The sequence below is a fragment of the Candidatus Sulfidibacterium hydrothermale genome, from assembly GCF_020149915.1.
GTDB classification, from domain to species: Bacteria; Bacteroidota; Bacteroidia; order Bacteroidales; family F082; genus Sulfidibacterium; species Sulfidibacterium hydrothermale.
In genome coordinates this window covers 268,929-291,127 of sequence record NZ_CP083760.1, presented here as the reverse complement: position 1 = coordinate 291,127, position 22,199 = coordinate 268,929, and the positions used below count along the sequence as shown (strand labels likewise).

At 43.8% G+C, this 22,199-nt stretch carries 19 protein-coding genes; 11 read left to right on the top strand and 8 right to left on the bottom strand.

Annotated features, from left to right (window positions below):
* Positions 1 to 74: 74 nt before the first annotated feature.
* From LA303_RS01135 to dut, 3 genes are read right to left on the bottom strand one after another with little or no spacing between them, the layout of a single operon-like run.
* Positions 75 to 884, bottom strand: coding sequence for a DUF4292 domain-containing protein (locus LA303_RS01135; protein ID WP_240526106.1), 810 nt, complete (start codon positions 882 to 884; stop codon positions 75 to 77).
* Entirely contained in the window at positions 877 to 2,616 is a 1,740-nt protein-coding gene (locus tag LA303_RS01130) for a tetratricopeptide repeat protein (protein WP_240526105.1), read from the bottom strand. Before LA303_RS01130 ends, LA303_RS01135 begins: the two co-directional genes overlap by 8 nt.
* A complete protein-coding gene (dut, locus tag LA303_RS01125) occupies positions 2,613 to 3,065 on the bottom strand; it encodes a dUTP diphosphatase (RefSeq protein WP_240526104.1) in 453 nt (150 codons plus the stop codon). The genes LA303_RS01130 and dut overlap by 4 nt, the downstream gene beginning before the upstream one ends.
* 389 nt (positions 3,066 to 3,454) lie before the next feature.
* Here dut and LA303_RS01120 point away from each other — a divergent pair, with 389 nt between their 5' ends.
* Both LA303_RS01120 and LA303_RS01115 read left to right on the top strand, forming a co-directional pair.
* Positions 3,455 to 3,664 (top strand): zinc ribbon domain-containing protein, encoded by a 210-nt coding sequence (locus LA303_RS01120; protein WP_240526103.1) that lies wholly within the window; start codon positions 3,455 to 3,457, stop codon positions 3,662 to 3,664.
* 42 nt (positions 3,665 to 3,706) lie between these two features.
* On the top strand, positions 3,707 to 5,242 hold the full coding sequence (locus LA303_RS01115) for a glycine--tRNA ligase (RefSeq protein ID WP_240526102.1): 1,536 nt from the start codon (positions 3,707 to 3,709) through the stop codon (positions 5,240 to 5,242).
* Here the strand turns inward: LA303_RS01115 and gldB are convergent.
* The 3 genes from gldB to LA303_RS01100 all read right to left on the bottom strand — a co-directional run bounded on the left by gldB (position 5,230) and on the right by LA303_RS01100 (position 7,231).
* The gene (gene gldB / locus LA303_RS01110) at positions 5,230 to 6,237 is read right to left on the bottom strand and encodes a gliding motility lipoprotein GldB (RefSeq protein ID WP_240526101.1); all 1,008 of its coding nucleotides are present in this window, start codon (positions 6,235 to 6,237) and stop codon (positions 5,230 to 5,232) included. The two genes, LA303_RS01115 and gldB, sit on opposite strands and share 13 nt — an antisense overlap.
* Positions 6,238 to 6,299: 62 nt before the next feature.
* The gene (locus tag LA303_RS01105) at positions 6,300 to 6,923 is read right to left on the bottom strand and encodes a porin family protein (protein WP_240526100.1); all 624 of its coding nucleotides are present in this window, start codon (positions 6,921 to 6,923) and stop codon (positions 6,300 to 6,302) included.
* Between the two features lie 122 nt (positions 6,924 to 7,045).
* Positions 7,046 to 7,231 carry a hypothetical protein gene (locus LA303_RS01100; RefSeq protein WP_240526099.1) on the bottom strand — a complete coding sequence of 62 codons (186 nt, stop codon included), beginning with the start codon at positions 7,229 to 7,231 and terminating at the stop codon, positions 7,046 to 7,048.
* Positions 7,232 to 7,377: 146 nt separating this feature from the next.
* Here LA303_RS01100 and metG point away from each other — a divergent pair, with 146 nt between their 5' ends.
* The 4 genes from metG to LA303_RS01080 all read left to right on the top strand — a co-directional run bounded on the left by metG (position 7,378) and on the right by LA303_RS01080 (position 14,830).
* The gene (gene metG, locus LA303_RS01095) at positions 7,378 to 9,429 is read left to right on the top strand and encodes a methionine--tRNA ligase (protein WP_240526098.1); all 2,052 of its coding nucleotides are present in this window, start codon (positions 7,378 to 7,380) and stop codon (positions 9,427 to 9,429) included.
* A 767-nt stretch (positions 9,430 to 10,196) separates the two neighbouring features.
* Complete coding sequence (gene aspS, locus LA303_RS01090; protein WP_240526097.1) at positions 10,197 to 11,957, top strand: aspartate--tRNA ligase; 1,761 nt, start codon at positions 10,197 to 10,199, stop codon at positions 11,955 to 11,957.
* A gap of 107 nt (positions 11,958 to 12,064) precedes the next feature.
* A complete protein-coding gene (gene cysS, locus LA303_RS01085) occupies positions 12,065 to 13,531 on the top strand; it encodes a cysteine--tRNA ligase (protein ID WP_240526096.1) in 1,467 nt (488 codons plus the stop codon).
* A 30-nt stretch (positions 13,532 to 13,561) separates the two neighbouring features.
* Positions 13,562 to 14,830: a M64 family metallopeptidase gene (locus tag LA303_RS01080; protein WP_240526095.1), complete on the top strand. Its 1,269-nt coding sequence runs from the start codon at positions 13,562 to 13,564 to the stop codon at positions 14,828 to 14,830.
* Between the two features lie 64 nt (positions 14,831 to 14,894).
* Here LA303_RS01080 and LA303_RS01075 read toward each other — a convergent pair whose 3' ends face one another.
* Both LA303_RS01075 and LA303_RS01070 read right to left on the bottom strand, forming a co-directional pair.
* Positions 14,895 to 15,551: a peroxiredoxin gene (locus tag LA303_RS01075; protein WP_240526094.1), complete on the bottom strand. Its 657-nt coding sequence runs from the start codon at positions 15,549 to 15,551 to the stop codon at positions 14,895 to 14,897.
* A 36-nt stretch (positions 15,552 to 15,587) separates the two neighbouring features.
* Positions 15,588 to 16,058 (bottom strand): Dps family protein, encoded by a 471-nt coding sequence (locus LA303_RS01070; RefSeq protein WP_240526093.1) that lies wholly within the window; start codon positions 16,056 to 16,058, stop codon positions 15,588 to 15,590.
* A gap of 193 nt (positions 16,059 to 16,251) precedes the next feature.
* On the opposite strand from LA303_RS01070, the gene LA303_RS01065 reads away from it, so the two are divergent.
* The 5 genes from LA303_RS01065 (at position 16,252) to cysD (ending at position 21,465) form a co-directional block, all read left to right on the top strand.
* Positions 16,252 to 17,199 carry an AEC family transporter gene (locus LA303_RS01065; RefSeq protein ID WP_240526092.1) on the top strand — a complete coding sequence of 316 codons (948 nt, stop codon included), beginning with the start codon at positions 16,252 to 16,254 and terminating at the stop codon, positions 17,197 to 17,199.
* A gap of 77 nt (positions 17,200 to 17,276) precedes the next feature.
* Positions 17,277 to 18,218 carry a hydrogen peroxide-inducible genes activator gene (locus LA303_RS01060; protein ID WP_240526091.1) on the top strand — a complete coding sequence of 314 codons (942 nt, stop codon included), beginning with the start codon at positions 17,277 to 17,279 and terminating at the stop codon, positions 18,216 to 18,218.
* Positions 18,219 to 18,337: 119 nt separating this feature from the next.
* Complete coding sequence (locus tag LA303_RS01055; protein WP_240526090.1) at positions 18,338 to 19,879, top strand: GH3 family domain-containing protein; 1,542 nt, start codon at positions 18,338 to 18,340, stop codon at positions 19,877 to 19,879.
* A 3-nt stretch (positions 19,880 to 19,882) separates the two neighbouring features.
* Positions 19,883 to 20,521 (top strand): LysE family translocator, encoded by a 639-nt coding sequence (locus LA303_RS01050; protein WP_240526089.1) that lies wholly within the window; start codon positions 19,883 to 19,885, stop codon positions 20,519 to 20,521.
* A gap of 35 nt (positions 20,522 to 20,556) precedes the next feature.
* Complete coding sequence (gene cysD, locus LA303_RS01045) at positions 20,557 to 21,465, top strand: sulfate adenylyltransferase subunit CysD (protein WP_240525974.1); 909 nt, start codon at positions 20,557 to 20,559, stop codon at positions 21,463 to 21,465.
* Positions 21,466 to 22,199 lie beyond the last annotated feature (734 nt).

Sequence of the window (22,199 nt, the reverse complement as noted above, 5' to 3'; positions counted from 1 at the left end):
GTACATTACCCGTACGCAAAGATAAGCGCAAAAACCAAACAACAAAAGGCTACAGAAAAACAACTACTCAGAAATCACAAAAGCCGCTTGTACTTGGAGGGGACAATAAACGGAAAATGATGGGGAACATTAATTTCCGCCTTCTTAAAAGAAATATCAATTACCAGTTTTTCTTTGGCACGGATAATTACCTGCATTTTTAATGGCAATTTCGTATTGGAAACGGTTTGATAAGTATTATAAAGAATAATCATTTTTTTTCCGGGGAAACGGCTGTCATTCAGTTCCAACCGATGCAGGGTAAAATCTTCAGGATTCAGCCAGGCTTTTTGTTCCAACACATGGGTTTTCCCTTGGTCTCCGGTAAGTTGTATTTTCATTTTCAGCAAATACAATCCGTTATCCGTCGTAGCAGAAGAGTCAATGATTGGCCCGTCCACCACCCGGGCAAAAAGCAGGGCCTGTATCATGGAAAAGGTAATCCGCGTATGCATCAAACTATCGATCAGCTGGTAAGAACCGATCACATAATTTTTCTTCATCCGGTTCAGCATTTTCACAGAATCCGTGGTAAGCACTACCCGGGCCGCTTCAATGCCCATAGCCGGAATCAGGCTCATCCATATCAGACTATCTCTTTTCGCTCTGATCTGTACCCTGAAATTCAGCGGTTCACCATTTCCTTTTTGGTAATGTATCCCCAACTTACCCGAAAAGTAACGAAAATTGGGAGCATGGGTTTCCATTTTGGTATAAAGCCGGTGAAAAGGAATCGGCTTTATCCGGCGCCGTGTAATGTTTTTCGTAGACTGACACGAAGAAAGAAAAAAAGTACCGGCAACAAACAACCCCAAAAAGAAGAACAAAGAATATCTTTTACTCATATAACTTTCCTGTTTTCACTTTCTTTTTCAACAATTTGGAATGATCTTTCATCTTTAATGCTTTTTTCCATTGCACCAAAGCTTCTTTATGTCTTCCCAAACGGTATAAAATATCGCCGTAATGTTCTACTACTACGCCACTGTTTTTTCCCCCGTTATTCAGTGCTTTTTGTTCCCATTTTAATGCCTGATTGTACTTTTTCTGTTTATACAAAACCCAGGCATAGGTATCCAGATTGTTTTGATTATACGGGTCAAGATCCACCGCCTTTTTAGCCATAGCGGCCGCTTTATCCAGCTGAATTCCGTCGAGCGCCAGGTAATAGGCATAGTTATTGAGTACAATGGTATTTTCACTGTTAAGATGCAACACCTGATCGTAAGCAGCATACGCCTTTTTGTTTTCTTTCAAAGCATGATATGTATCGCCCAGGGTCGAATAAAAATTCTCCAGCAGATTACTGTTTCCGGCGGCCAGTTCTTTTCCTTTTTCAAGATAGGCTTTGGCTTTTTTATAATGTTTCAGTTGAAATTCAGCAATTCCACCTAAAAGGTAGGGAATCGGTTTTTGCGGAAAATGCTTAATCGCCAGCGGAGCATCAGCCACCAATTGCAAACTGTCGTTCATGTAAAGGTCGCAAAACAGCAACTGTTCCCACAAAGCATAATTGGTAGAATCTGAAGCCACCAGTTTTCTAAACAACGGGCGGGCTTCTTTATACTTTTTATTTTCATATAACATGCTGGCATAAAACGTTTCGGCCAGCGAATCGTTGGGATGCGTATTTTTAATCACATTGGCCAGTTCCAGAGCCTGGGCCCTTTTTTCATCGTTAAGATGCCCGGAGTAATAGGTAATCAGCAAGTTAACTTTGGTTTTTACATCCAGTTTCGGATTAGCAAATCCCTCTTTCAACTCTTCAAAAGCCTTGGCCGGTTTGCCGTTTTTCCGGTAAAAATCGGCCAATGAAATATGTACATACGGATCTTGTGGGTTAAGCCGGATAATCTGATGATAAGCCCATTCAGCCGTTTTGGGTAATCCGTTTTTCGAAGCAAATTCGGCCAGCATAGCATAAGCACGGGTATTCTCCGGATTGAATTTGACCAGCTGTTCGTATTGCATTAAAGCGGAGTCTTTTTTATCCAAACGTAAATATAAATCAGCGATTTGCTTGGTAAGTTGTGGCGTAACACCCACCAGCATTTCCACTTTCCGGTAAGCTTGTACAGCATGCTGATAATCACCGGTAAAATAATAAGCAAAAGCCAGCTCATTTTCAAAACTTACATTGCCGGGCTCTTTCTCACACAGTTTTTTATAGGTATCCAGATAGGCCTTATAATCACCGTTAATTTTAGATAAATCGGCATAGAGTACCTGATACCATTTGTTGGTGCTGTCAATTTCCACCGCTTTTTTGGCCAGGGCCAGAGCATCAGCATTGTTTCCGTAAGCCAGCAAAAGACGGGCTTTCTCGTAATTGGCAGCAGCATCTTTCGGATTGATTTGAAGCGCCAAAGACAAAAGACTATCAGCCTGATGAATCCTTCCGGTTTGTTTGTACATCACCGCTTTGGCAAACAGATCCGCTTCTTTATACCGGTCTTGTGCGGTTAATTCGGTTTGATGTTTTTTCTTTTTGTGTTTATGATGTTTTTTTTGTGCAAAAAGGGGAACCGTCCCCATAAAAAACAGCAACAGAATAAAAGTTTTTATTTTGGTATTCATGATTGTTTTTCTTTATGATTCACACCGGTATGGCCAAAACCACCAGCCCCGCGGTCGGTTTCCGAAAGAACTTCAACCGGTTCCCACTGGGCCTGTACATGTGAAGAAATCACCATTTGGGCTATGCGGTCTCCGTCCTGAATAACAAAATCCTCTGAAGAAAGATTAATGAGAATCACCCGGACTTCTCCCCGGTAATCGGCATCAATGGTTCCGGGGCTATTCAATACCGTAATTCCTTTTTTCAAAGCCAGTCCGCTACGGGGCCGCACCTGAGCTTCATATCCCACCGGCAATTCAATATAAAGTCCGGTCGGAACCAAAACCCTTTCCATCGGAGCCATTCGTACCGGCTCTTCCAGATTTGCCCGCAAATCCATCCCGGCCGAAGCTTCTGTTTCATACTGCGGCAATACGTGTTTCGACCGGTTTACTACTTTGATTTTCATATTTTTTATTCCCTGTCTTATTTTCCGGCACATTTGATACAAAAGGCCGGTTATATTCAGGGCTCAAAAGTAAAGAAAAAAGCCAAAGTGCCATAAAAAGACTGTTTTATAAAATGTTAAACAATGTTTAAAAACACCGGAAAAGAAGATTCTCAAAAAAATTTATCGAAACATCCGCACGCCTTTTTTCTCGGAAACACCGCTTTGCTTGAAAATAAATCCGCCTGGTTGAAAAACCCCAATAGATTATACTTTTGCCCTTGTCCTATCCGGCAAAACAGGTAAAAGAGCCTCTGAAACAAAGAAGAAAAATCAGATTTTAACAGAATAAAAAAGCATTCTCCTGAGAAGTCCGAATATTTTTAATTTTGCCACTTAAATACAACAACATGGAAAAAAGAGAATACATTTGCCCGAAGTGCGGCAATAAGGAATATGAAGTAGATGAAATTCGCACAGTAGGAGGGGCTTTGGCCAAAATCTTCGATGTGCAAAACAAAAAATTTACGGTAATCTCTTGTACCCATTGCGGATACAGCGAACTTTACAAACGCCGTACCAGCACCTTTGGTAATATTGTCGATTTCTTTACAAATTAAATTTTAATCTTCCCGTAGAGGGAAATTTTCAGCAGATAACTTATGGCAAAACAAGAAGACGTATTAAAAAAAATTATTGCTCACGCAAAAGAATATGGATTTGTATTTCCTTCGAGTGAAATTTATGACGGATTAAGTGCCGTATATGATTATGGTCCGAATGGCGTGGAATTGAAAAAAAATATCCGCGATTACTGGTGGAAAGCCATGGTGCAAATGCATGAAAATATCGTCGGACTGGATGCTGCCATCTTCATGCACCCGACTGTATGGAAAGCTTCCGGACATGTGGATGCTTTCAGCGATCCGCTCATTGACAACAAAGATTCCAAAAAACGTTACCGGGCCGATGTTTTAGTGGAAGATTATATTGCCAAAATTGAAGCCAAAATACAGAAAGAAATCACCAAAGCCCGGAAACGTTTCGGGGAACAATTTGACGAAAAACAGTTTGTGGAAACCAATCCCCGTGTTTTGGGTCATTTAAAAAAGATTGAAGAGATCAAAAACCGGCTTTATCCGGCAATGGAACGTTCGGACATGGAAGCCATCCGGCAGCTGATTATCGATCTGGATATTGCAGATCCCATTTCCGGTACCAAAAACTGGACAGAAGTCCGGCAGTTTAACCTGATGTTTTCCACACAAATGGGTTCTACCGCCGACGGAGCTTCTGAAGTTTATCTGCGTCCGGAAACGGCCCAGGGTATTTTTGTGAATTATCTGAATGTGCAGAAAACAGCCCGGATGAAAATTCCGTTCGGCATTGCCCAAACCGGAAAAGCTTTTCGTAATGAAATTGTAGCCCGGCAGTTCATTTTCCGCATGCGTGAATTTGAGCAGATGGAGATGCAGTTTTTTGTTCGTCCCGGAACAGAAATGGAATGGTATAAGTTCTGGAAAGAACAACGCATGAAATGGCATCTTTCCACTGGAATTCCGGCAGAAAAATTCCGTTTTCACGACCATGATAAACTGGCGCATTATGCCAATGCAGCTGCAGATATTGAGTTTGAATTCCCTATGGGTTTCAAAGAACTGGAAGGCATTCACTCGCGCACCGATTTTGACCTGAGCGCCCACGAAAAATATTCCGGAAGGAAATTACGCTATTTCGATTCAGAAATCAACGAAAGCTACGTTCCTTACGTTATTGAAACATCCATTGGTCTTGACCGGATGTTTTTGGCCGTGTTAAGCCATGCTTATACCGAAGAAAAACTGGAAGATGGTTCGGAAAGAGTGGTAATGAAACTCCCGCCGTTTTTGGCTCCTTATAAAGTGGCGGTATTCCCGCTGACCAAAAAAGACGGTCTTCCGGAAAAAGCACGGCAAATCATGGATAATCTGAAGTTTGATTTCATGTGCTTCTACGAAGAAAAAGATACGATCGGTAAACGCTACCGCCGCCACGATGCCATCGGAACGCCTTATTGTGTTACCGTGGACCACCAAACACTGGAAGACAACACCGTTACTTTGCGCGAACGCGACAGCATGAAACAAGAACGGATTCCGATAGATAAAATTGCCGGAGTATTGGCCCAAAGTCTGTCGCTGAAAAATCAGGGTTTATAACCTGAATCATCCAGAAATTGTTGGGCATCTTTCTTTTTGAAGAGCTCTTCCAACGTTGTTTTCGGGTGTTCCTGCATGTATCGGCGTACCATTTGCCAGCCGAACCAGGCGGCCATAGCCGGTGGTGAATCATGAGAAAAACCATCGCTGAAAGGTCCCGGCTGGGTCATCTTTTTAATGAGCAGATAATCTGTTGAGAACAAAAACCGGTTCCGAACAATTACAGCCCATACTTCTTTCCGGTTTTTCTCCATCCATGCCAGTTGCTTTGCCGTGTAACATATTTTTAATGTATCCGGAACCTGCGGCAGCATGGCATCCAAAAAATAAAGTTTCTTTCCTTCTTCCAGCATATGGTCAAGTAACGTTTTGGGACGATAATCTTTGTAAAAATCAGTTTGATAAATAGTCCGCATAACATCCGGAACAATCTCCTGTTTCACCATACAGCGCCGGTGGTATAACGGAATATTCAAGTCGCTGTAAAGCGGAAAACGGCTTCCAAGATAATCATCCAACGCAATGACCACAGTATTTCCTTGTTTCATCACCGGCTGTTCATAGTACAAATCAGAAACATAAGAGTAAACCTGAGGCAATGAATAATGCGGAAAATAATATTTTAAATGGGCAAAAGCCAGTGAAAGTGCTTTTTCTTCTTTTCCCAGCTCCGGGAATTTTTTCATTGTCTGATGATAAACGTATAAAATTTGTGTATCGGTAACATACCGGTACAATTGATTTACATGGGCTGTATCATCCAGGTTGGCATTCAAAAAAGGTAAAAATTCCGGTTTGATTTTTTTCAATCCCGCCTGAAAATTTTTTAACGGCAGGCTGAACAAAGCCTTTCCATACCGGTGAATTTGAACATGAACCTCCGGAAGTTTATCTTTGGGAACAACCGGCACTTCCGCTTGCCGGCGATGACAGGAAGCCAGGAAAAACAAAACGAGAACTCCCTGTAAAACCAAAAGAAAATGACGTTTTCTCATATGTAACAACTAAAAATGCCGGCACAAAAGTACCGGCATTTTTTAACGGAATCAAGAAACCGTTAGAATATTTTCCATCCTACAGTAACTTCAAACGCATTGGCGGCACCGGTGACAGAATGCGTAACATTATCATACTGAACTGTACCGTTAAACAAATCATTAATTCCGCCGTAATATTTAATATCAATGGCAAACATGGCAATATCCACACCCAGCCCTAGCTGGTACTGCCATTGAATATCATCAAAATCATCCGGCAAAAGATAATCTTTCGGATCACCGTTTTTAGTATCAATGGTTTTATCCACCACAAAATTTGCCGTGGCGCCACCAAAAATTCTGAATTTCACAATCTTAAGATTCAAAAAACGCCATCCTAAGCTCAAAGGAACCTGGATCGATTTCAAGGAAACGTCCTGTTCCACAACAGAAGTATTACTTAATGAGGGAAATTTAAACACACTTCCCTGGGTCATGTAGTTAATTTCGGGTTGCAGGTAAATTTTCTTCCCGATGCGCGCAAATACACCGATAAGCATATTGCTTTTCAAATCATTGGTGATATCGGACCCATTGTAAGAAAGTTTGGATGCCGTATAACCAATTTGAGGACCGATATGAAACTGCCCGTACATCATTCCGCTGATGAGGACAGCAACAAGAAGTAAACTGAATTTTTTCATGGTTAAAAGATTTGGTGAATAATTGCTTTGTTTATTTTAGTTCAAAAATAAGAAATATTTTTTGTTTTGCAAGTTTTTTTATTCAATTTCAGTTAGTTAAGACTAACAAACGTCTAAAAAAATCAGCCCGCTTGTAAATTCTCGGCCCCGGGTAACATCCCTTCCAGTTGCGAAGGATCATGAATTAAAACCGGAATATGCTGGGGGCAAATCCAGTACTTTTTCCCTTTAAACTCCAATTGCACCAACGGAACTTCATCTGCATTTCTTTTGCAAAATAAGCACTGTTTTTCTTCGTGATTTTCCATAATATTTAACTTTTTACATTTATAAAACGTGCAAAAATGAAGATTATTTTCTTTACGTCAACACCAAAGCGAAATTTTTTAAATGGTTTATCTTTCACAACTATACGATTCATTAACTTTGCCGAAATTTTTAGAAAAATCAGGCCATGACAAAAAAACCACAACGATATACCATTACTTCGGCCCTGCCTTATGCCAACGGGCCTATCCACATCGGTCACCTTGCCGGCGTTTACGTACCGGCCGACATTTACGCCCGCTACCTGCGTTCGAAAGGCGAAGATGTTTTGTTCATCGGCGGTTCCGACGAGCACGGCGTTCCCATCACCATCAAAGCGCGAAAAGAAGGCGTTTCGCCGCAGGACATTGTGGACCGGTATCACAACATCATCAAAAAATCTTTCGAAGAGTTTGGTATTTCGTTCGATGTCTATTCGCGTACATCTGCCCCCGTGCATCACGAAACGGCTTCTGCTTTTTTCAAAAAGTTGTACGACGAAGGCAAATTTATCGAACGTACCAGCGAGCAGTATTATGACGAGGAAGCCCATACTTTTTTGGCCGACCGGTACATCACCGGCACCTGCCCGCATTGCGGTTACGAAAAAGCTTATGGCGACCAGTGCGAAAACTGTGGTACTTCGCTCAGCCCGCTCGAACTCATCAATCCTAAATCGGCACTGAGTGGCAATGTGCCGGTGCTGCGCGAAACCAAACACTGGTACCTGCCGCTCGACCAGTACGAAAATTTCCTGCGCGAATGGATACTCGAAGGCCATAAAAACGACTGGAAAACCAACGTATATGGCCAGGTAAAATCGTGGATTGACCAGGGACTCAAGCCGCGTGCCGTTACCCGCGACCTCGACTGGGGCGTAAAAGTACCCGTGGAAGGGGTCGAAGGAAAAGTGCTTTACGTATGGTTTGATGCCCCCATCGGTTATATCTCGGCTTCACGCGAATGGAGCCAGCGCACCGGAAAAGACTGGCAACCCTACTGGAAATCAACCGATACCAAACTGGTGCATTTTATTGGAAAAGACAACATCGTCTTTCACTGCATCATTTTTCCGGTGATGCTCAAAGCCGAAGGCAGCTACATCCTACCTGACAATGTGCCGGCCAACGAATTCCTGAATCTCGAAAACGATAAAATTTCCACCTCGCGCAACTGGGCCGTCTGGCTGCACGAATACCTCGAAGAGTTCCCCGGCAAACAGGATGTGCTGCGTTATGTCCTGACGGCCAATGCGCCCGAAACCAAAGACAACGACTTCACCTGGCGCGACTTTCAGGCCCGCAACAACAACGAGTTACTGGCCATCTTCGGCAATTTTGTTAACCGTACTCTGGTTCTCACCAAAAAATATTTCAACAGCCAGGTTCCGCCACGGCATACGTTGCAGGAGATCGACAAAGAAACCCTGGACAGTCTGCGGACATTTCCCGAAAAAATTGCCGAAAGCATCGAACGTTATCGTTTCCGCGAAGCCCTGGGCGAAATGATGAACCTGGCCCGCCTCGGTAACAAATACCTTACCGACAACGAACCCTGGAAAGTCTTTAAAACCGACCCGCAACGGGTAGAAACCGTGCTGAACATCTCATTGCAAATTGTGGCGGCATTATCGGTAACAGCCGAGCCTTTCCTGCCGTTTACGGCCCAAAAGCTCACCGGCATGCTCAACATCGAACCGCTGAAATGGAAAGATGCCGGCCATGCCGACATTTTATCTGCCGGCCACTCCCTCGGCAAACCCGCCTTTTTGTTCGAAAAAATCGAAGATGCCCAGGTAGAAGCCCAGGTACAAAAACTGCTCGACACCAAAAAGGCCAACGAAGCCGCCGCGGCCCCCGTCGCCCCGCAAAAAGACGAAATCACCTACGACGACTTCATGAAAATGGACATCCGCACCGGCACCATCCTCGAAGCCGAAAAGGTACCCAAAACCAAAAAGCTGCTTAAACTGAAAATCGACACCGGCATCGACCAACGTACTGTTGTTTCGGGTATTGCCGAATATTTCAGTCCCGACGAAATCGTAGGAAAACAAGTCAGCATCCTTGTCAATCTTGCGCCCCGCAAGCTGCGCGGCATTGTCTCGCAAGGCATGATCCTCATGGCGCAGGACAAAGACGGTCGCCTCGTATTCGTCAGCCCTGAAGAAAAAACGAGCAACGGCAGCGAGATAAAATAGAGAACGTCAGGATGTGAGATGTTGGGATTGGGATGTGAGATGTGGGATGGAAGGATGTACGGTTTTTGATGTTTTATCTTTAGTCTGCCTTAACGGGAAAAAGGTCATTAATCATTGGTTATTCTAAATGATGAACGATTGATTTTCCTGTTTTACATGTTTTTTACTGTCCTCCTGAACGGAGCATAGCGGAGTGAAGGATCTCAGAGGATGTCTGGATATGAGGATGGAGGATGTTTGATGTCAATGATGAGTGATGAATGGAAAAAGTTATTTGTCATTGATGATTGGCCGATTTTCGCGTTTTATCTGTTTTTTACTGTCCTCCTGAACAGAGCACAGCGGAGTGAAGGATCTCAAAATAATCACGGTAGTTAAACGAGATGCTTCGCGTTGCTCAGCAGGACAAACCGGTTGATTTTTGGAATTTGGGATTTTTTTGTGATTTGATTTTTTGTCTTTTGGGATTTTCTCTGTGGCCGTGATGGCAGTGGCAGCGCCCGACAGCCGGGGCGGATGTGGAGCCCGCCTGACCGCAACAGTCGGGCAAGCCCGCGGCAGACAGCGACCAACGGAAGCTCGTGTGCCGCCGTGGCGAAACACCGCCCGGGCTGCCGGGACTAAAACGGACAGCACGAAAAGCCACCCTGAATATTCCTTTCCTATTTTAACGGTAAGGCTGCTTATTTATCAGACTTTCGTAATTTCGCCGCCGGAAAATAACCGGGGAGAACAGCTGTTTTTTCTCCCTTCTAACACCGATTTTTATGCTTCGAACACATACCTGCGGCGAACTGCGATTAAATGACACGGGAAAAACCGTTACCCTGAGCGGATGGGTGCAGCGAATCCGCGATAAAGGCGGGTTGATTTGGATTGACCTGCGTGACCGTTACGGCATCACCCAGCTCTTGCTGGAAGAGGGCCGCAGCCCGGCAGAACTGATTGCTGATGCCCGGAAACTGGGACGCGAATTTGTTATTCAGGCCCGGGGAAAAGTGATTGAACGGGTGTCGAAAAACCCCAAAATGGCTACCGGCGATATCGAAATTGACCTTGCGGAAATCACCGTACTCAACCGGTCAAAAACACCGCCTTTTACCATCGAAAACGAAACCGATGGCGGTGAAGAGCTGCGGATGAAATACCGTTACCTCGACTTGCGACGCAACCCGTTGAAAGAAAGCTTGCTGCTGCGTCATAAATTGTCACTCGAAACACGAAAATATCTTGATAATCAAGAGTTTGTAGAAATAGAAACACCTTATCTGATTAAATCGACCCCCGAAGGGGCGCGCGATTTTGTGGTGCCTTCGCGCATGAACCCGGGGGAATTTTATGCCTTGCCGCAGTCGCCGCAGACATTTAAACAACTGCTCATGGTAGCCGGCTACGACCGCTACTACCAGCTGGTAAAATGCTTCCGCGACGAAGACCTGCGTGCCGACCGTCAGCCCGAGTTTACCCAAATCGACTGCGAAATGTCGTTTGTGGAACAGGAAGATATTCTGAACACCTTTGAAGGATTGATCCGTTATCTTTTCAAAGAGATCAAAGGATTGGAACTGCCTGCTTTCCCACGGCTGCCTTTTGATGAAGCCATGCGGTTGTATGGTTCGGACAAACCGGATATCCGCTTTGGGATGACTTTCGTCGAACTAAACGACGTGGCACAGGGAAAAGGCTTTAAAGTTTTTGACGACGCGGAACTGGTCGTGGGCATTAATGCACCGGGATGTGCCGGATACAGCCGGAAACAATTAGACAAACTTACCGATTTTGTGAAACGTCCGCAGGTAGGTGCCAAAGGGCTGGTGTATGTGAAATATAACGAAGACGGTAGTTTTAAATCGTCGGTAGACAAGTTTTTCGACGCGGAAGCGCTGAAAAGCTGGGCAGGGAAATTTGAGGCAAAGCCGGGCGATTTGATGCTGATCCTTTCGGGCGACGCCGATGCCGTGCGCCGGCAGCTGAACGAACTGCGGCTGGAAATGGGCACCCGGCTGGGGCTACGTGACCCGCAAAACTACAAAGCCCTGTGGGTGGTAGACTTCCCCCTGCTGGAATGGAACGAAGACGACCAGCGCTATCACGCCATGCACCACCCATTTACTTCGCCCAAACCGGAAGATTTGGATCTGTTGGAAACCGATCCGGGAAAAGTGCATGCCAATGCATACGACCTCGTCATCAACGGGGTGGAAATCGGCGGCGGCTCCATTCGTATCCATGACCGCGAATTGCAAAAACGGATGTTCAAAGCGCTCGGTTTTAGCGAAGAAGCGGCACAGGAGCAGTTTGGCTTTTTGATGAATGCTTTTGAATACGGCGCTCCGCCCCACGGCGGCATTGCTTTCGGTTTTGACCGCCTGGCCGCCATGTTTGCCGGAAAAGATTCCATCCGCGATTTCATCGCTTTCCCGAAAAACAACAACGGCCGCGATGTCATGATTGACTCACCTTCGGTTATTTCACCGGAACAACTGGATGAGCTGGGATTGAAGGTGGTAAAGAAAAGAGAAAAGTAATCCGTTTTTTCCTGGTAAAACTTTACATTCCGGTAAAAATATATTTCACTATAAATAGCAGCTTGTTTTTCAGGCTTTACTAATTTTGCAGCTCAAAGATTATAGTCATGGAAAACAAACTGAAGATTTACAATACCCTCAGCCGGAAAAAGGAGCTTTTCAAACCCATCAACCCGCCACATGTAGGCATGTATGTTTGTGGCCCTACGGTTTATGGCGATGCGCATCTTGGACACGCCCGTCCCGGCATTACTTTCGATATTGTTTTCCGTTATCTCAGACATCTGGGTTACAAAGTGCGGTATGTCCGTAATATTACCGATGTGGGCCATCTGGTGGCGGATGCTGATGCCGGGGAAGATAAAATCCAGCAAAAAGCCCGGTTGGAACAGTTAGAACCCATGGAGGTGGTAAAATACTATACCGACCGTTACCACAAAAATATGGAGCAGCTCAACACGCTGCCCCCCAGCATCGAACCTACCGCTTCCGGACACATCATTGAGCAGATTGAATTGGTGAAAAAAATTCTTGAAAACGGATATGCCTACGAATCAGATGGTTCGCTCTACTTCGATGTGGAAAAATACAACAAAGACTATCATTACGGAAAACTTTCCGGACGACGTATTGAAGAGCTGATGCAAAATACCCGTGAGCTGGCCGGACAAGAAGAAAAACGCAATCCTTTTGATTTTGCACTTTGGAAAAAAGCCGATCCAACCCACATTATGCACTGGCCTTCACCGTGGAGCGAAGGATATCCGGGCTGGCATCTGGAATGCTCGGCCATGGGCGCCAAATATCTCGGCGAAACATTTGACATCCACGGAGGAGGAATGGATTTACTCTTCCCTCATCACGAATCGGAGATTGCCCAGGCCAATGCCGCTACCGGTCACGATCCGGTACGATACTGGATGCACAATAACATGATCACCATCAACGGGCAAAAGATGGGCAAATCACTCAATAACTTTATCACACTGAATGAATTCTTCAGCGGAGATCATCCGGCACTCGACCAGGCTTATTCACCCATGACCATTCGGTTTTTCATTTTGCAGGCCCATTATCGCAGTACCCTTGATTTTTCAACCGACGCTCTGAAAGCGGCCGAAAAAGGGATGCGAAAACTGTTTGATGCTTTTTATCTGTTGGAAGAACTAAAACCTTCGGCTACTTCATCGGTGGACGTAAAAACCATTGAAGAAAAATGCTACGAGGCCATGAATGATGATTTCAACACGCCGGTGGTGATCGCCCATTTGTTCGACCTGGCCCACAGCATCAATCAGGTTTATGCCGGAAAAGAAACAATGACACAAGAAGATATCGATTATACAAAGCGCTTTTTCTCCACTTTCTTATTTGATTTACTCGGATTAAAAGATAACAAAGAAAAAGATGACAGCGCCCTGATTGATTATCTTATGCAAACCATCCTGGAAATCCGTCAGGAGGCCAAAAACCGGAAAGATTATGCTACAGCCGACAGAATCCGTGATGAACTGGCCAAAATGAATATCCAGATTAAAGACACCAAAGACGGCGCCAAATGGAGCTTTAAATAATTGATTATAAAATCTTATAATATTTCCGTCATGAAAAAACTTTTTCTTTTTGTGCTGGTTTTACTCACACTGAGCGTTCAGGCCCAGTTCAGTAAATACTTTTACAATAAAACGCTCCGTATGGATTATTATCACAGCGGGAACGATACCAGCGAGTATTATACTTTCGACGAATTGATTGAAGAGCCCTACTGGGGCGGCTCTCATGTAAACCTGGTAGATACCATGAATTATGGAAACTACTATGTGAAAGTGTATAATCTGAAAAATGATTCGTTACTTTATTCCCGCGGTTATTCCACCCTTTTCAGAGAGTGGCAAACCACCGATGAAGCCAAAAAAATCAGCCGTACTTTTTCTGAAACCGTTGTTATTCCTTATCCGAAAGAGAATGTGCGCATTGAACTCTACAGTCGCGACTGGAACGGAAAATTTCATAAAAAGTTTAGCTACGTTGTCGATACAAATGATTATTTCATCAAACACGACCGGCGACTGGTGTATCCCGATTTTAATGTCCGGATTACCGGCGACCCGGCACATCGCGTGGATGTGGTCATTTTGCCGGAGGGTTACACCGAAGCCGAAATGGGAAAATTTATCAACGACTGCAAAAATTTTGTCAATAGCTTTTTCACCTTTGCTCCTTATACCCAAAACAAGGATAAATTCAATTTCCGGGCTGTTCTGGCTCCTTCACGACAATCGGGTACCGATATCCCAGCCAAAGGAATCTGGAAAAGTACCATTCTGAACACCAGCTACTACACTTTTAACAGTGAGCGTTATCTGATGACCATGGACGATAAAAGTGTTCGCGACCTGGCAGCCAATGCTCCTTATGATCAGATTTACATTTTGGTCAACAGCAAAAAATATGGGGGCGGGGCTATTTTCAACTACTACAACGTGGCGGTCAACAGCAATGTAAAATCCGCTAAAATCATTATCCACGAATTTGGTCATGGTTTTGCCGGATTGGCCGATGAATATTACAACGACCCAACCGCTTACGGCAAGTTTTACAACCTGAACATTGAACCCTGGGAACCCAACATTACCACCTTACATCACTTCGACAAAAAATGGAAAGACATGGTTAAACCCGGAACCCCTATTCCTACGCCGGCAACAAAAAAATACCGGAATACGGTAGGCGCTTTCGAAGGCGGGGGCTACGAACCCAAAGGAATGTACCGCCCCATGCAGGACTGCCTGATGAAAAGTTTTAAAGGCAATAAATTCTGCCCGGTTTGCCAGCGGGCCATTCAACGCATGATCGACTTTTACACAAAGTAACCCATCCTGAAAAACAAAAAAAGCCGTCAGCCTATTCCTGACGGCTTTTTGTTTATAGTCGGTATTACAAATCTTTTTTTACAAGATAAAAATCAATTTTCTCGGCATAATTGCCATCAATACGTTCCTGCATTTCGTCTAAATCTTTCGGCGGCGGAACAATTACACGGTCTCCTTTTTTCCAGTTCAGCGGCATGGCTACGCCATTGGCATCCGAAACCTGCAATGCTTCCAAAGCCCGGAGAATCTCATCCATATTCCGGCCAACGTTCAGCGGATAATACATGACCAACCGGATTTTTTTTGACGGATCAATAAAAAATACAGCCCGCACAGCAGCTGTTTCACTTTCGTTGGGCTGTAACATCCCATAAAGCCTGGATACTTTCATGTCGATATCGGCAATAATGGGAAAATCAAAATATACTCCGGTATTTTCCTTTACATTGTTCACCCAGGCCAGATGGGCATGAATACTGTCAATACTCAAACCGATAAGTTCGGTATTCAAGGCGTCAAATTCGGCTTTCCGCTGGGCAAATCCACTCATTTCGGTAGTACATACCGGCGTAAAATCAGCCGGATGAGAAAACAATATGATCCATTTGTCTTTGGCAAATGCTGAAAATTTGATTTTTCCTTTGGTAGTAACGGCTTCAAAATCGGGAGCCTGGTCGCCGATGCGCGGCATAATGTTGATTTCTTTTAATTCCTGTTCCATGGTCATTTAATTTTTTAAAATTTATAAATTATTGATTTAGTTTCTGTTTAAAAAAGCACTGTACATCCACACCAGTTTTTCCTGTTCGCGGATATAATCGCTCATCAGACTATTGGTTCCTTCGTCGTCGGCTTCGGCCGAAAGCTGAAGTAATTCTCTTTGCTTAGTAATGAGCACGGAAAAGCTGTCAATGAGATTTTTTACGTTTTGTGTACCATTGGCGGTTTGTTCGGTTTCCTGGATTTGCGATGACGAAATGTACCGACTGTACCGGTATTCGGGAGCAAAACCCAAGGTGAGAATTCTTTCGGCCACCTCATCAATTTTCAGGATGAGATCGTTGTATAATTCTTCAAATTTTAAGTGAAGTTCAAAAAATTTCTCTCCCCGGATATTCCAGTGAAAACCTCTCACGTTAGTGTAAAAAATTTGATAATCGGCCAGCAGTTCCTGAAGCCTTTCGGCCAGCATCTGTGCTTTTTCTTTGTTTATTCCTATGTTGTTCATTTTTTTCTGTTTTAAATTGACTTTGCAAAAGTCTGCATTAAACAGTTATAAATCAAATCAATTGTTTTTATGATTAGATAGATATACTCTATAATTGTACGTAACGGGAATATACCAGGCTTAACAGGAATTTTTTACCTTTACCCAATTCGTAAGCGCATTTAACTTACCCCAAAAATCAAATCTGAAGATCATGTCTTATAATGAGGTCGTAACACAATCCATTACCATTCTTATTGTTATGATCCTGTTAGGCATGATGTTAAGAGAGTTCAAGGTTTTAAAAGAAGAGCATTCCAAAATATTTGCCAACATTATTCTCAATTTTACCCTTCCGGCAATGATTTTCAGTTCATTGTCACAAAGCCATTTTAAATTCGATCACCTGGTTCTTGCCCTGGTAATGATCATAACAGAAGTTTGTGCTGCCCTGCTGGCTTTGCTCATCGGCCGGTTACTGAAACTTTCCAGACCCCGTTTAGGGGCATTAATTTTGGCTTCTACTTTTGGCAGTTCGGGGTTTCTTGGTTATGCACTGGTTAAAATAATTTTTCCGGACAACGCCCGTGCGCTGGCTGATGCTGCTATTGTAAGCGAATTTGGGGTCGCTTTTATGCTATTTACTTTCGGGGTTTTTATTGCCATGTATTTCGGGAAAAACAAACTCGGTACAAAAGATATAAAAAAAGAAATCGGCCGTTTTTTCTATTCTCCCTTATTTTTCAGTCTTGTGCTGGGCATTGCCACTTCTTTTTTAAATCCGCCCCAAAACAATCTCGTCGTATCCACTTTTTATAAATTATTGGGTATTATTTCATCAGCCAATACGGTACTTGTAACGCTGACCATTGGCGTTATGCTTCATTTTCGGGATCTGCGCAAAGTATGGGGAGTGGTTTTGCTGGCCATTTTTATCAAATTGATTTTTCAGCCCTTATTTTCCAATCTACAAGCTTCCCTTTTTAATTTTCCCGTTTTATGGAATAAAATAACGGTAATTGAAGCATCGATGCCATCGGCTACCATGACCGCCATCTTTGCCAAACAGTATAATTGTGATTCGGAGTTAACCACCATATTGATTTTTGCCACTTTCATTTCCTCTTTTTTCACGATGGTAATGATGGTGTGGCTGTTATAAAACAGCAGCAACTTTTCTTTTTCCATCAATTAAATCGATGAAATTTTTATCTTTATAGATAAAACTATATTTGCGTCATGATTACACTGATACAAATGGAATACGCAGTAGCCGTAGATACCTACCGCAATTTTGCCAAAGCAGCCGAGAAATGTTTTGTTACCCAGCCTACATTGAGTATGCAGTTAAAAAAAATGGAAGAGGAGCTGGAAGTTATTTTATTCGACCGGAGCAAACAACCGGTTATTCCCACCGAAGCCGGAAAAGAAATTATTGAACAGGCCCGGCTGGTATTACAGGAAGCAAAGAAAATTCATCGCCTGGCCAAAGAGGTAAAAAACAAATTAAGCGGAGAACTCCGTATCGGAATCATTCCCACCATAGCGCCATATCTGCTTCCGTTGTTTGCCGGACATTACAAACAGAATTATCCGGAAGTACACATGAAAGTGGAAGAACTGATTACTGAACGCATTGAAGAAAAACTGCAAAAAGACCAGTTGGATGTCGGGATATTGGTTACACCGTTGCATAACAAAGCCATCATTGAACAACCGTTGTATTACGAAGAGATGTTAATCTATTCCAACCGTTCCAATCCGCTGATCCGCAAACCGGTTATCCAGGTAAAAGATATTGCTTCGCCGGAGTTATGGCTTTTAAGCGACGGCCATTGTTTTCGCAGTCAGGTCATTAATTTATGCGATTTACAAGAACTGAAATCAGATCAGTTACCCTTTGATTACGCCGGCGGAGCCATTGATACACTAATCAAAATCATTGACAAAGAAGGCGGGTTTACATTGATCCCGGAGTTAGCCGGGCGAGAACTAAAAGGGGAACGCCGGAAACAACTCCGTCATTTTAGCGATAAAATTCCTTTACGGGAAGTGAGCTTGGTATATACCCGGCAATTTGCCAAAACAAAATTGGTAAAATCGCTGGCCGAGAGCATACAAAAAGCTGTTCCTTCATTCATGTTGGATGCTTCACGCGGATCACTGGTAGAATGGCGATAGTCGTTTTACACACTTTTCTTTTTTATCAATAAAATCAGCGGCCTGAAAACCAGTACATTATTTTTAAATCGAAGAACCTGATTATTCCTATCTTTGCGCGGTAAAAATGAAGGAGATTTATGCCGCTTCTCGGAAGTCTGATACGAAGTGCTTATACGCTCAGGAACAAACCGGTAGAACTGAAAAAACAATGGATTCATCCGGTAAAGGCACAAAAAAACCAACTGGTAAAGTTGTTGCGAAAGGCACAATTTACCGCTTTTGGAGAATATTATCAGTTTTCGAAGATCCTGACTTCCGAAGATGTGGTTAATGCTTTTCGTGAATCGGTCCCGGTTTTCGACTATTCCAAAATGTACAAATGCTGGTGGTATCGCGCACTCAATGGCGAACCGTATGTGAGCTGGCCGGGAAAAGTAAAATATTTTGCCTTAAGTTCCGGCACATCAGAAGCTTCCAGTAAATATATCCCGGTAACAGGCGATATGCTGCGCAGCATCAAACGGGCCAGCCTTCGCCAGATTGTGTCGATGGTACGATACGATTTCCCACTTGAATTTTACGAAAAAGGCATGCTGATGATCGGGGGCAGTACGCACCTGCAATACAACGGCACGTATTACGAAGGGGATTTGTCCGGAATAACGGCAGCCAGCATTCCGTTCTGGTTTCAGCATTTTTATAAACCCGGCAAACGCATTTCGCGTACAGCCGACTGGAACACCAAACTGCGTGAAATGGTAAAAAAAGCCCCTCACTGGGACATTGGCATTGTGGTGGGCGTTCCGGCATGGGTACAGATTTTGTTGGAAAAAATCATTGAAGAGTATGAAGTAAATACCATTCACGATATCTGGCCTAATCTTGGGGTTTACGTACACAGCGGGGTGTCGTTCAAACCTTATGTAAAAAGTTTCGAAAAACTTTTTGCCAAGAAAATCATGTACAATGAATCCTATCTTGCTTCCGAGGGTTATGTGGCTTATCAAAACCGGTTGGGAGCCAAAGGGATGGATATGATTACCGATAACGGGATATTTTTTGAATTTGTTCCGTTTAACGATGACAATTTTGATGCGGAAGGAAATCTGAAAGAAAATCCGGAAACATTTACGTTGGCTGAAGTAGAGAATGAAAAAGAGTATGCTTTACTGATGAGTACCAATGCCGGAGCCTGGCGTTATCTGCTGGGAGATACCATTAAATTCCTGGACAAAGATTTTGCCGAAATACAAATCACCGGACGAACAAAACATTTTTTAAGTATCTGCGGAGAGCATCTTTCACAGGATAACATGAACCGTGCGATTGAACTGTTGCAGGAAGAAATGAATATCGAAATTCCGGAGTTTACGGTTCATGCTTACCGGCACGAAGGCCTATTTGCCCACCGGTGGTATCTGGGAACTCCGGCACAAATAAATCCGGAAGAAGCCGCCCGGAAAATTGATCAGTACCTGAAAAATCTTAACGACGATTACCGGGTGGAACGACTGGAAGCTATTCGTAAAGTATCAGTACGTGTTTTACCCGTTAAAGCTTTCATGGAGTACATGGAAATGAAAGGAAAAACCGGGAGCGCCCATAAATTTCCCCGCGTTTTAAAAAATGAGCGCATTACCGAATGGGAACAATTTTTAAAAGACCGTCAATATTTGTAAGCTATGCATCCGTTGTTTGAAGGAATGTTGTTAGGTTTGACGCTGGCGCTGTTTTTCGGCTTTGGCCCGGCTTTTTTTGCCTTGGTGCAAACCGGTATTCATCGCGGCTTTTCCAAAGGTTTTATTCTGGCTGTCGGGGTGTTTCTAAACGACCTGACCGTGGTATCCGTTTCTATTATGGCAGCCCATGCCGTAATGGATAACATGCATAAACACCAGCTTTTGGGAATAATTGGCGGAATCATTCTGATTATTTTTGGGGTGTTGACTTCACGGCACAAAATCGAAGTGAACAGCAGCGACGAGGTAGTCAATATCAGCGAACCCCACGCCATCACCTATCTCATCAAGGGATACCTGCTGAACATTGCCAATCCCTTTGTCTGGCTGTTCTGGCCCACCGTAGTACTTGGCGTAGCCGCTCCGTTTATGGATACCACAAAAGACATTATTCTCTTTTTCGCCGGAACGCTTTCGGTGGTTTTCTCCTCCGACGTCACCAAAGTTTATCTTGCCTCAAAAATCAAAGGCTATATCACAGATAAGTTTTTACATCTGATCAATAAAATTGCTGCGATTAGCCTGATCGTTTTCGGTATTGCTTTAATTATCCGTTCATTATATATGGCCGGATATCTTTGATTTTTTAACGTAAATTTGCCATCAAAAAATACCCTATGCAAACTTATTCCATCAACAATCTGCGTGAATTAGAAGCCGAATCCATTCATATCATCCGCGAAGTGGCTGCTGAATTTGAAAACCCGGTGATGTTGTATTCCATCGGAAAAGATTCTTCAGTGATGGTGCGGCTGGCCGAAAAAGCTTTTTATCCCGGAAAGGTGCCTTTCCCTTTGATGCATATCGATTCCAAGTGGAAATTTCGCGAGATGATCGAATTCAGAGATAATTACGCTAAAGAAAAAGGATGGGATTTAATTGTTTACTACAACAAAGAAGGGTATGAAGCCGGTATCGGTCCGTTTACGCACGGATCAAAAGTGCATACCGATGTGATGAAGACACAGGCTTTGTTGCAGGCACTCGACAAATACAAGTTCGATGCGGCTTTTGGCGGCGCCCGGCGCGACGAAGAAAAATCAAGGGCTAAAGAACGCATTTACTCTTTCCGCGATAAATATCACCAATGGGACCCCAAAAATCAGCGTCCTGAGCTGTGGGATATCTACAATGCCAAAGTGCACAAAGGCGAATCCATCCGGGTTTTCCCTATCTCAAACTGGACTGAACTGGATATCTGGCAGTATATCCGGCTCGAAAACATCCCCATCGTCCCGCTTTATTATGCCAAAGAACGGCCGGTGGTCAATGTGGACGGCAACTGGATTATGGTGGACGATGACCGCATGCCGGAAGAATTACGCAAAAAAGCGGTGATGAAAAAGGTCCGGTTCCGTACGCTCGGCTGCTATCCGCTTACCGGCGCCATCGAATCGGAAGCCGACACCATCGAAAAAATTGTGGAAGAGATGATGACCGTTTCGGTATCAGAACGCACCACCCGCGTCATCGACTTCGACCAGGAAGCCAGTATGGAACAGAAAAAGCGGGAAGGTTATTTCTAACGTTTTCCAGCCTTCAATACTTTAAGGGCGGGCCTGCCCGACTACGTCATTCAGGCGGGCCAACGCACAAAGCCATCACGGGCCATTCGCTATAGTCCTCGTCCGCCGGAGCATTCAGCTAATGCTTGCCGGGCGCTCCCCTGTCGCGCCAACCGCATAAGCTTCACCAGCCCCGCCGTACTCCGGGCTGCCGCTGCTGTCCCTGCCGCAAAGAAATGGATGTTTGGATGGAAGATGTTTGATTTGCGATGTGAAGATGGAGGATGTTTGATGTCAATGATGAATGTAAAATATTGAACGATAAACGGGGTGAGATTTGTTACATTTCCTTGGAGTTCCTTTGTGATGCCCTTTGAGAGACTTTGTGGTAAAAAGAGTCACTGGTCATTGGGAAGGATGAATGATAAATATTGGTGATGAACCGATGAATGGGAAGTCATAGGTTATTGTGATTGGTTGTTTTCAATACTTTATCGTATTTTCATTGTCATTCTGAACGGAGCGATAGCGAAGTGAAGAATCTCAAAAATAATCACGGCTGTTAAAGCTGTTAAAAAAGATGTTTCACTGCGTTCAACATGACAATACAATTGGCTTTTGGAGTTGTCATTTGCTCTTTTGTTTTTTGTGATTTGCTTTTTTGTTTTTTGAAATTTCCCACTTTAGGCACTTGAAGTACTTGAAAAGTAGAGATACAAACGACGAGTAAAGCAAGGTTATTTCTAAAATCCTGT

Bases quoted from the DNA above. Each gene is read 5' to 3' on its own strand.
- LA303_RS01135 (WP_240526106.1), bottom strand. From the start codon at position 884: ATGAGTAAAAGATATTCTTTGTTCTTCTTTTTGGGGTTGTTTGTTGCC.
- LA303_RS01130 (WP_240526105.1), bottom strand. From the start codon at position 2,616: ATGAATACCAAAATAAAAACTTTTATTCTGTTGCTGTTTTTTATGGGG.
- dut (WP_240526104.1), bottom strand. From the start codon at position 3,065: ATGAAAATCAAAGTAGTAAACCGGTCGAAACACGTATTGCCGCAGTAT.
- LA303_RS01120 (WP_240526103.1), top strand. From the start codon at position 3,455: ATGGAAAAAAGAGAATACATTTGCCCGAAGTGCGGCAATAAGGAATAT.
- LA303_RS01115 (WP_240526102.1), top strand. From the start codon at position 3,707: ATGGCAAAACAAGAAGACGTATTAAAAAAAATTATTGCTCACGCAAAA.
- gldB (WP_240526101.1), bottom strand. From the start codon at position 6,237: ATGAGAAAACGTCATTTTCTTTTGGTTTTACAGGGAGTTCTCGTTTTG.
- LA303_RS01105 (WP_240526100.1), bottom strand. From the start codon at position 6,923: ATGAAAAAATTCAGTTTACTTCTTGTTGCTGTCCTCATCAGCGGAATG.
- LA303_RS01100 (WP_240526099.1), bottom strand. From the start codon at position 7,231: ATGGAAAATCACGAAGAAAAACAGTGCTTATTTTGCAAAAGAAATGCA.
- metG (WP_240526098.1), top strand. From the start codon at position 7,378: ATGACAAAAAAACCACAACGATATACCATTACTTCGGCCCTGCCTTAT.
- aspS (WP_240526097.1), top strand. From the start codon at position 10,197: ATGCTTCGAACACATACCTGCGGCGAACTGCGATTAAATGACACGGGA.
- cysS (WP_240526096.1), top strand. From the start codon at position 12,065: ATGGAAAACAAACTGAAGATTTACAATACCCTCAGCCGGAAAAAGGAG.
- LA303_RS01080 (WP_240526095.1), top strand. From the start codon at position 13,562: ATGAAAAAACTTTTTCTTTTTGTGCTGGTTTTACTCACACTGAGCGTT.
- LA303_RS01075 (WP_240526094.1), bottom strand. From the start codon at position 15,551: ATGGAACAGGAATTAAAAGAAATCAACATTATGCCGCGCATCGGCGAC.
- LA303_RS01070 (WP_240526093.1), bottom strand. From the start codon at position 16,058: ATGAACAACATAGGAATAAACAAAGAAAAAGCACAGATGCTGGCCGAA.
- LA303_RS01065 (WP_240526092.1), top strand. From the start codon at position 16,252: ATGTCTTATAATGAGGTCGTAACACAATCCATTACCATTCTTATTGTT.
- LA303_RS01060 (WP_240526091.1), top strand. From the start codon at position 17,277: ATGATTACACTGATACAAATGGAATACGCAGTAGCCGTAGATACCTAC.
- LA303_RS01055 (WP_240526090.1), top strand. From the start codon at position 18,338: ATGCCGCTTCTCGGAAGTCTGATACGAAGTGCTTATACGCTCAGGAAC.
- LA303_RS01050 (WP_240526089.1), top strand. From the start codon at position 19,883: ATGCATCCGTTGTTTGAAGGAATGTTGTTAGGTTTGACGCTGGCGCTG.
- cysD (WP_240525974.1), top strand. From the start codon at position 20,557: ATGCAAACTTATTCCATCAACAATCTGCGTGAATTAGAAGCCGAATCC.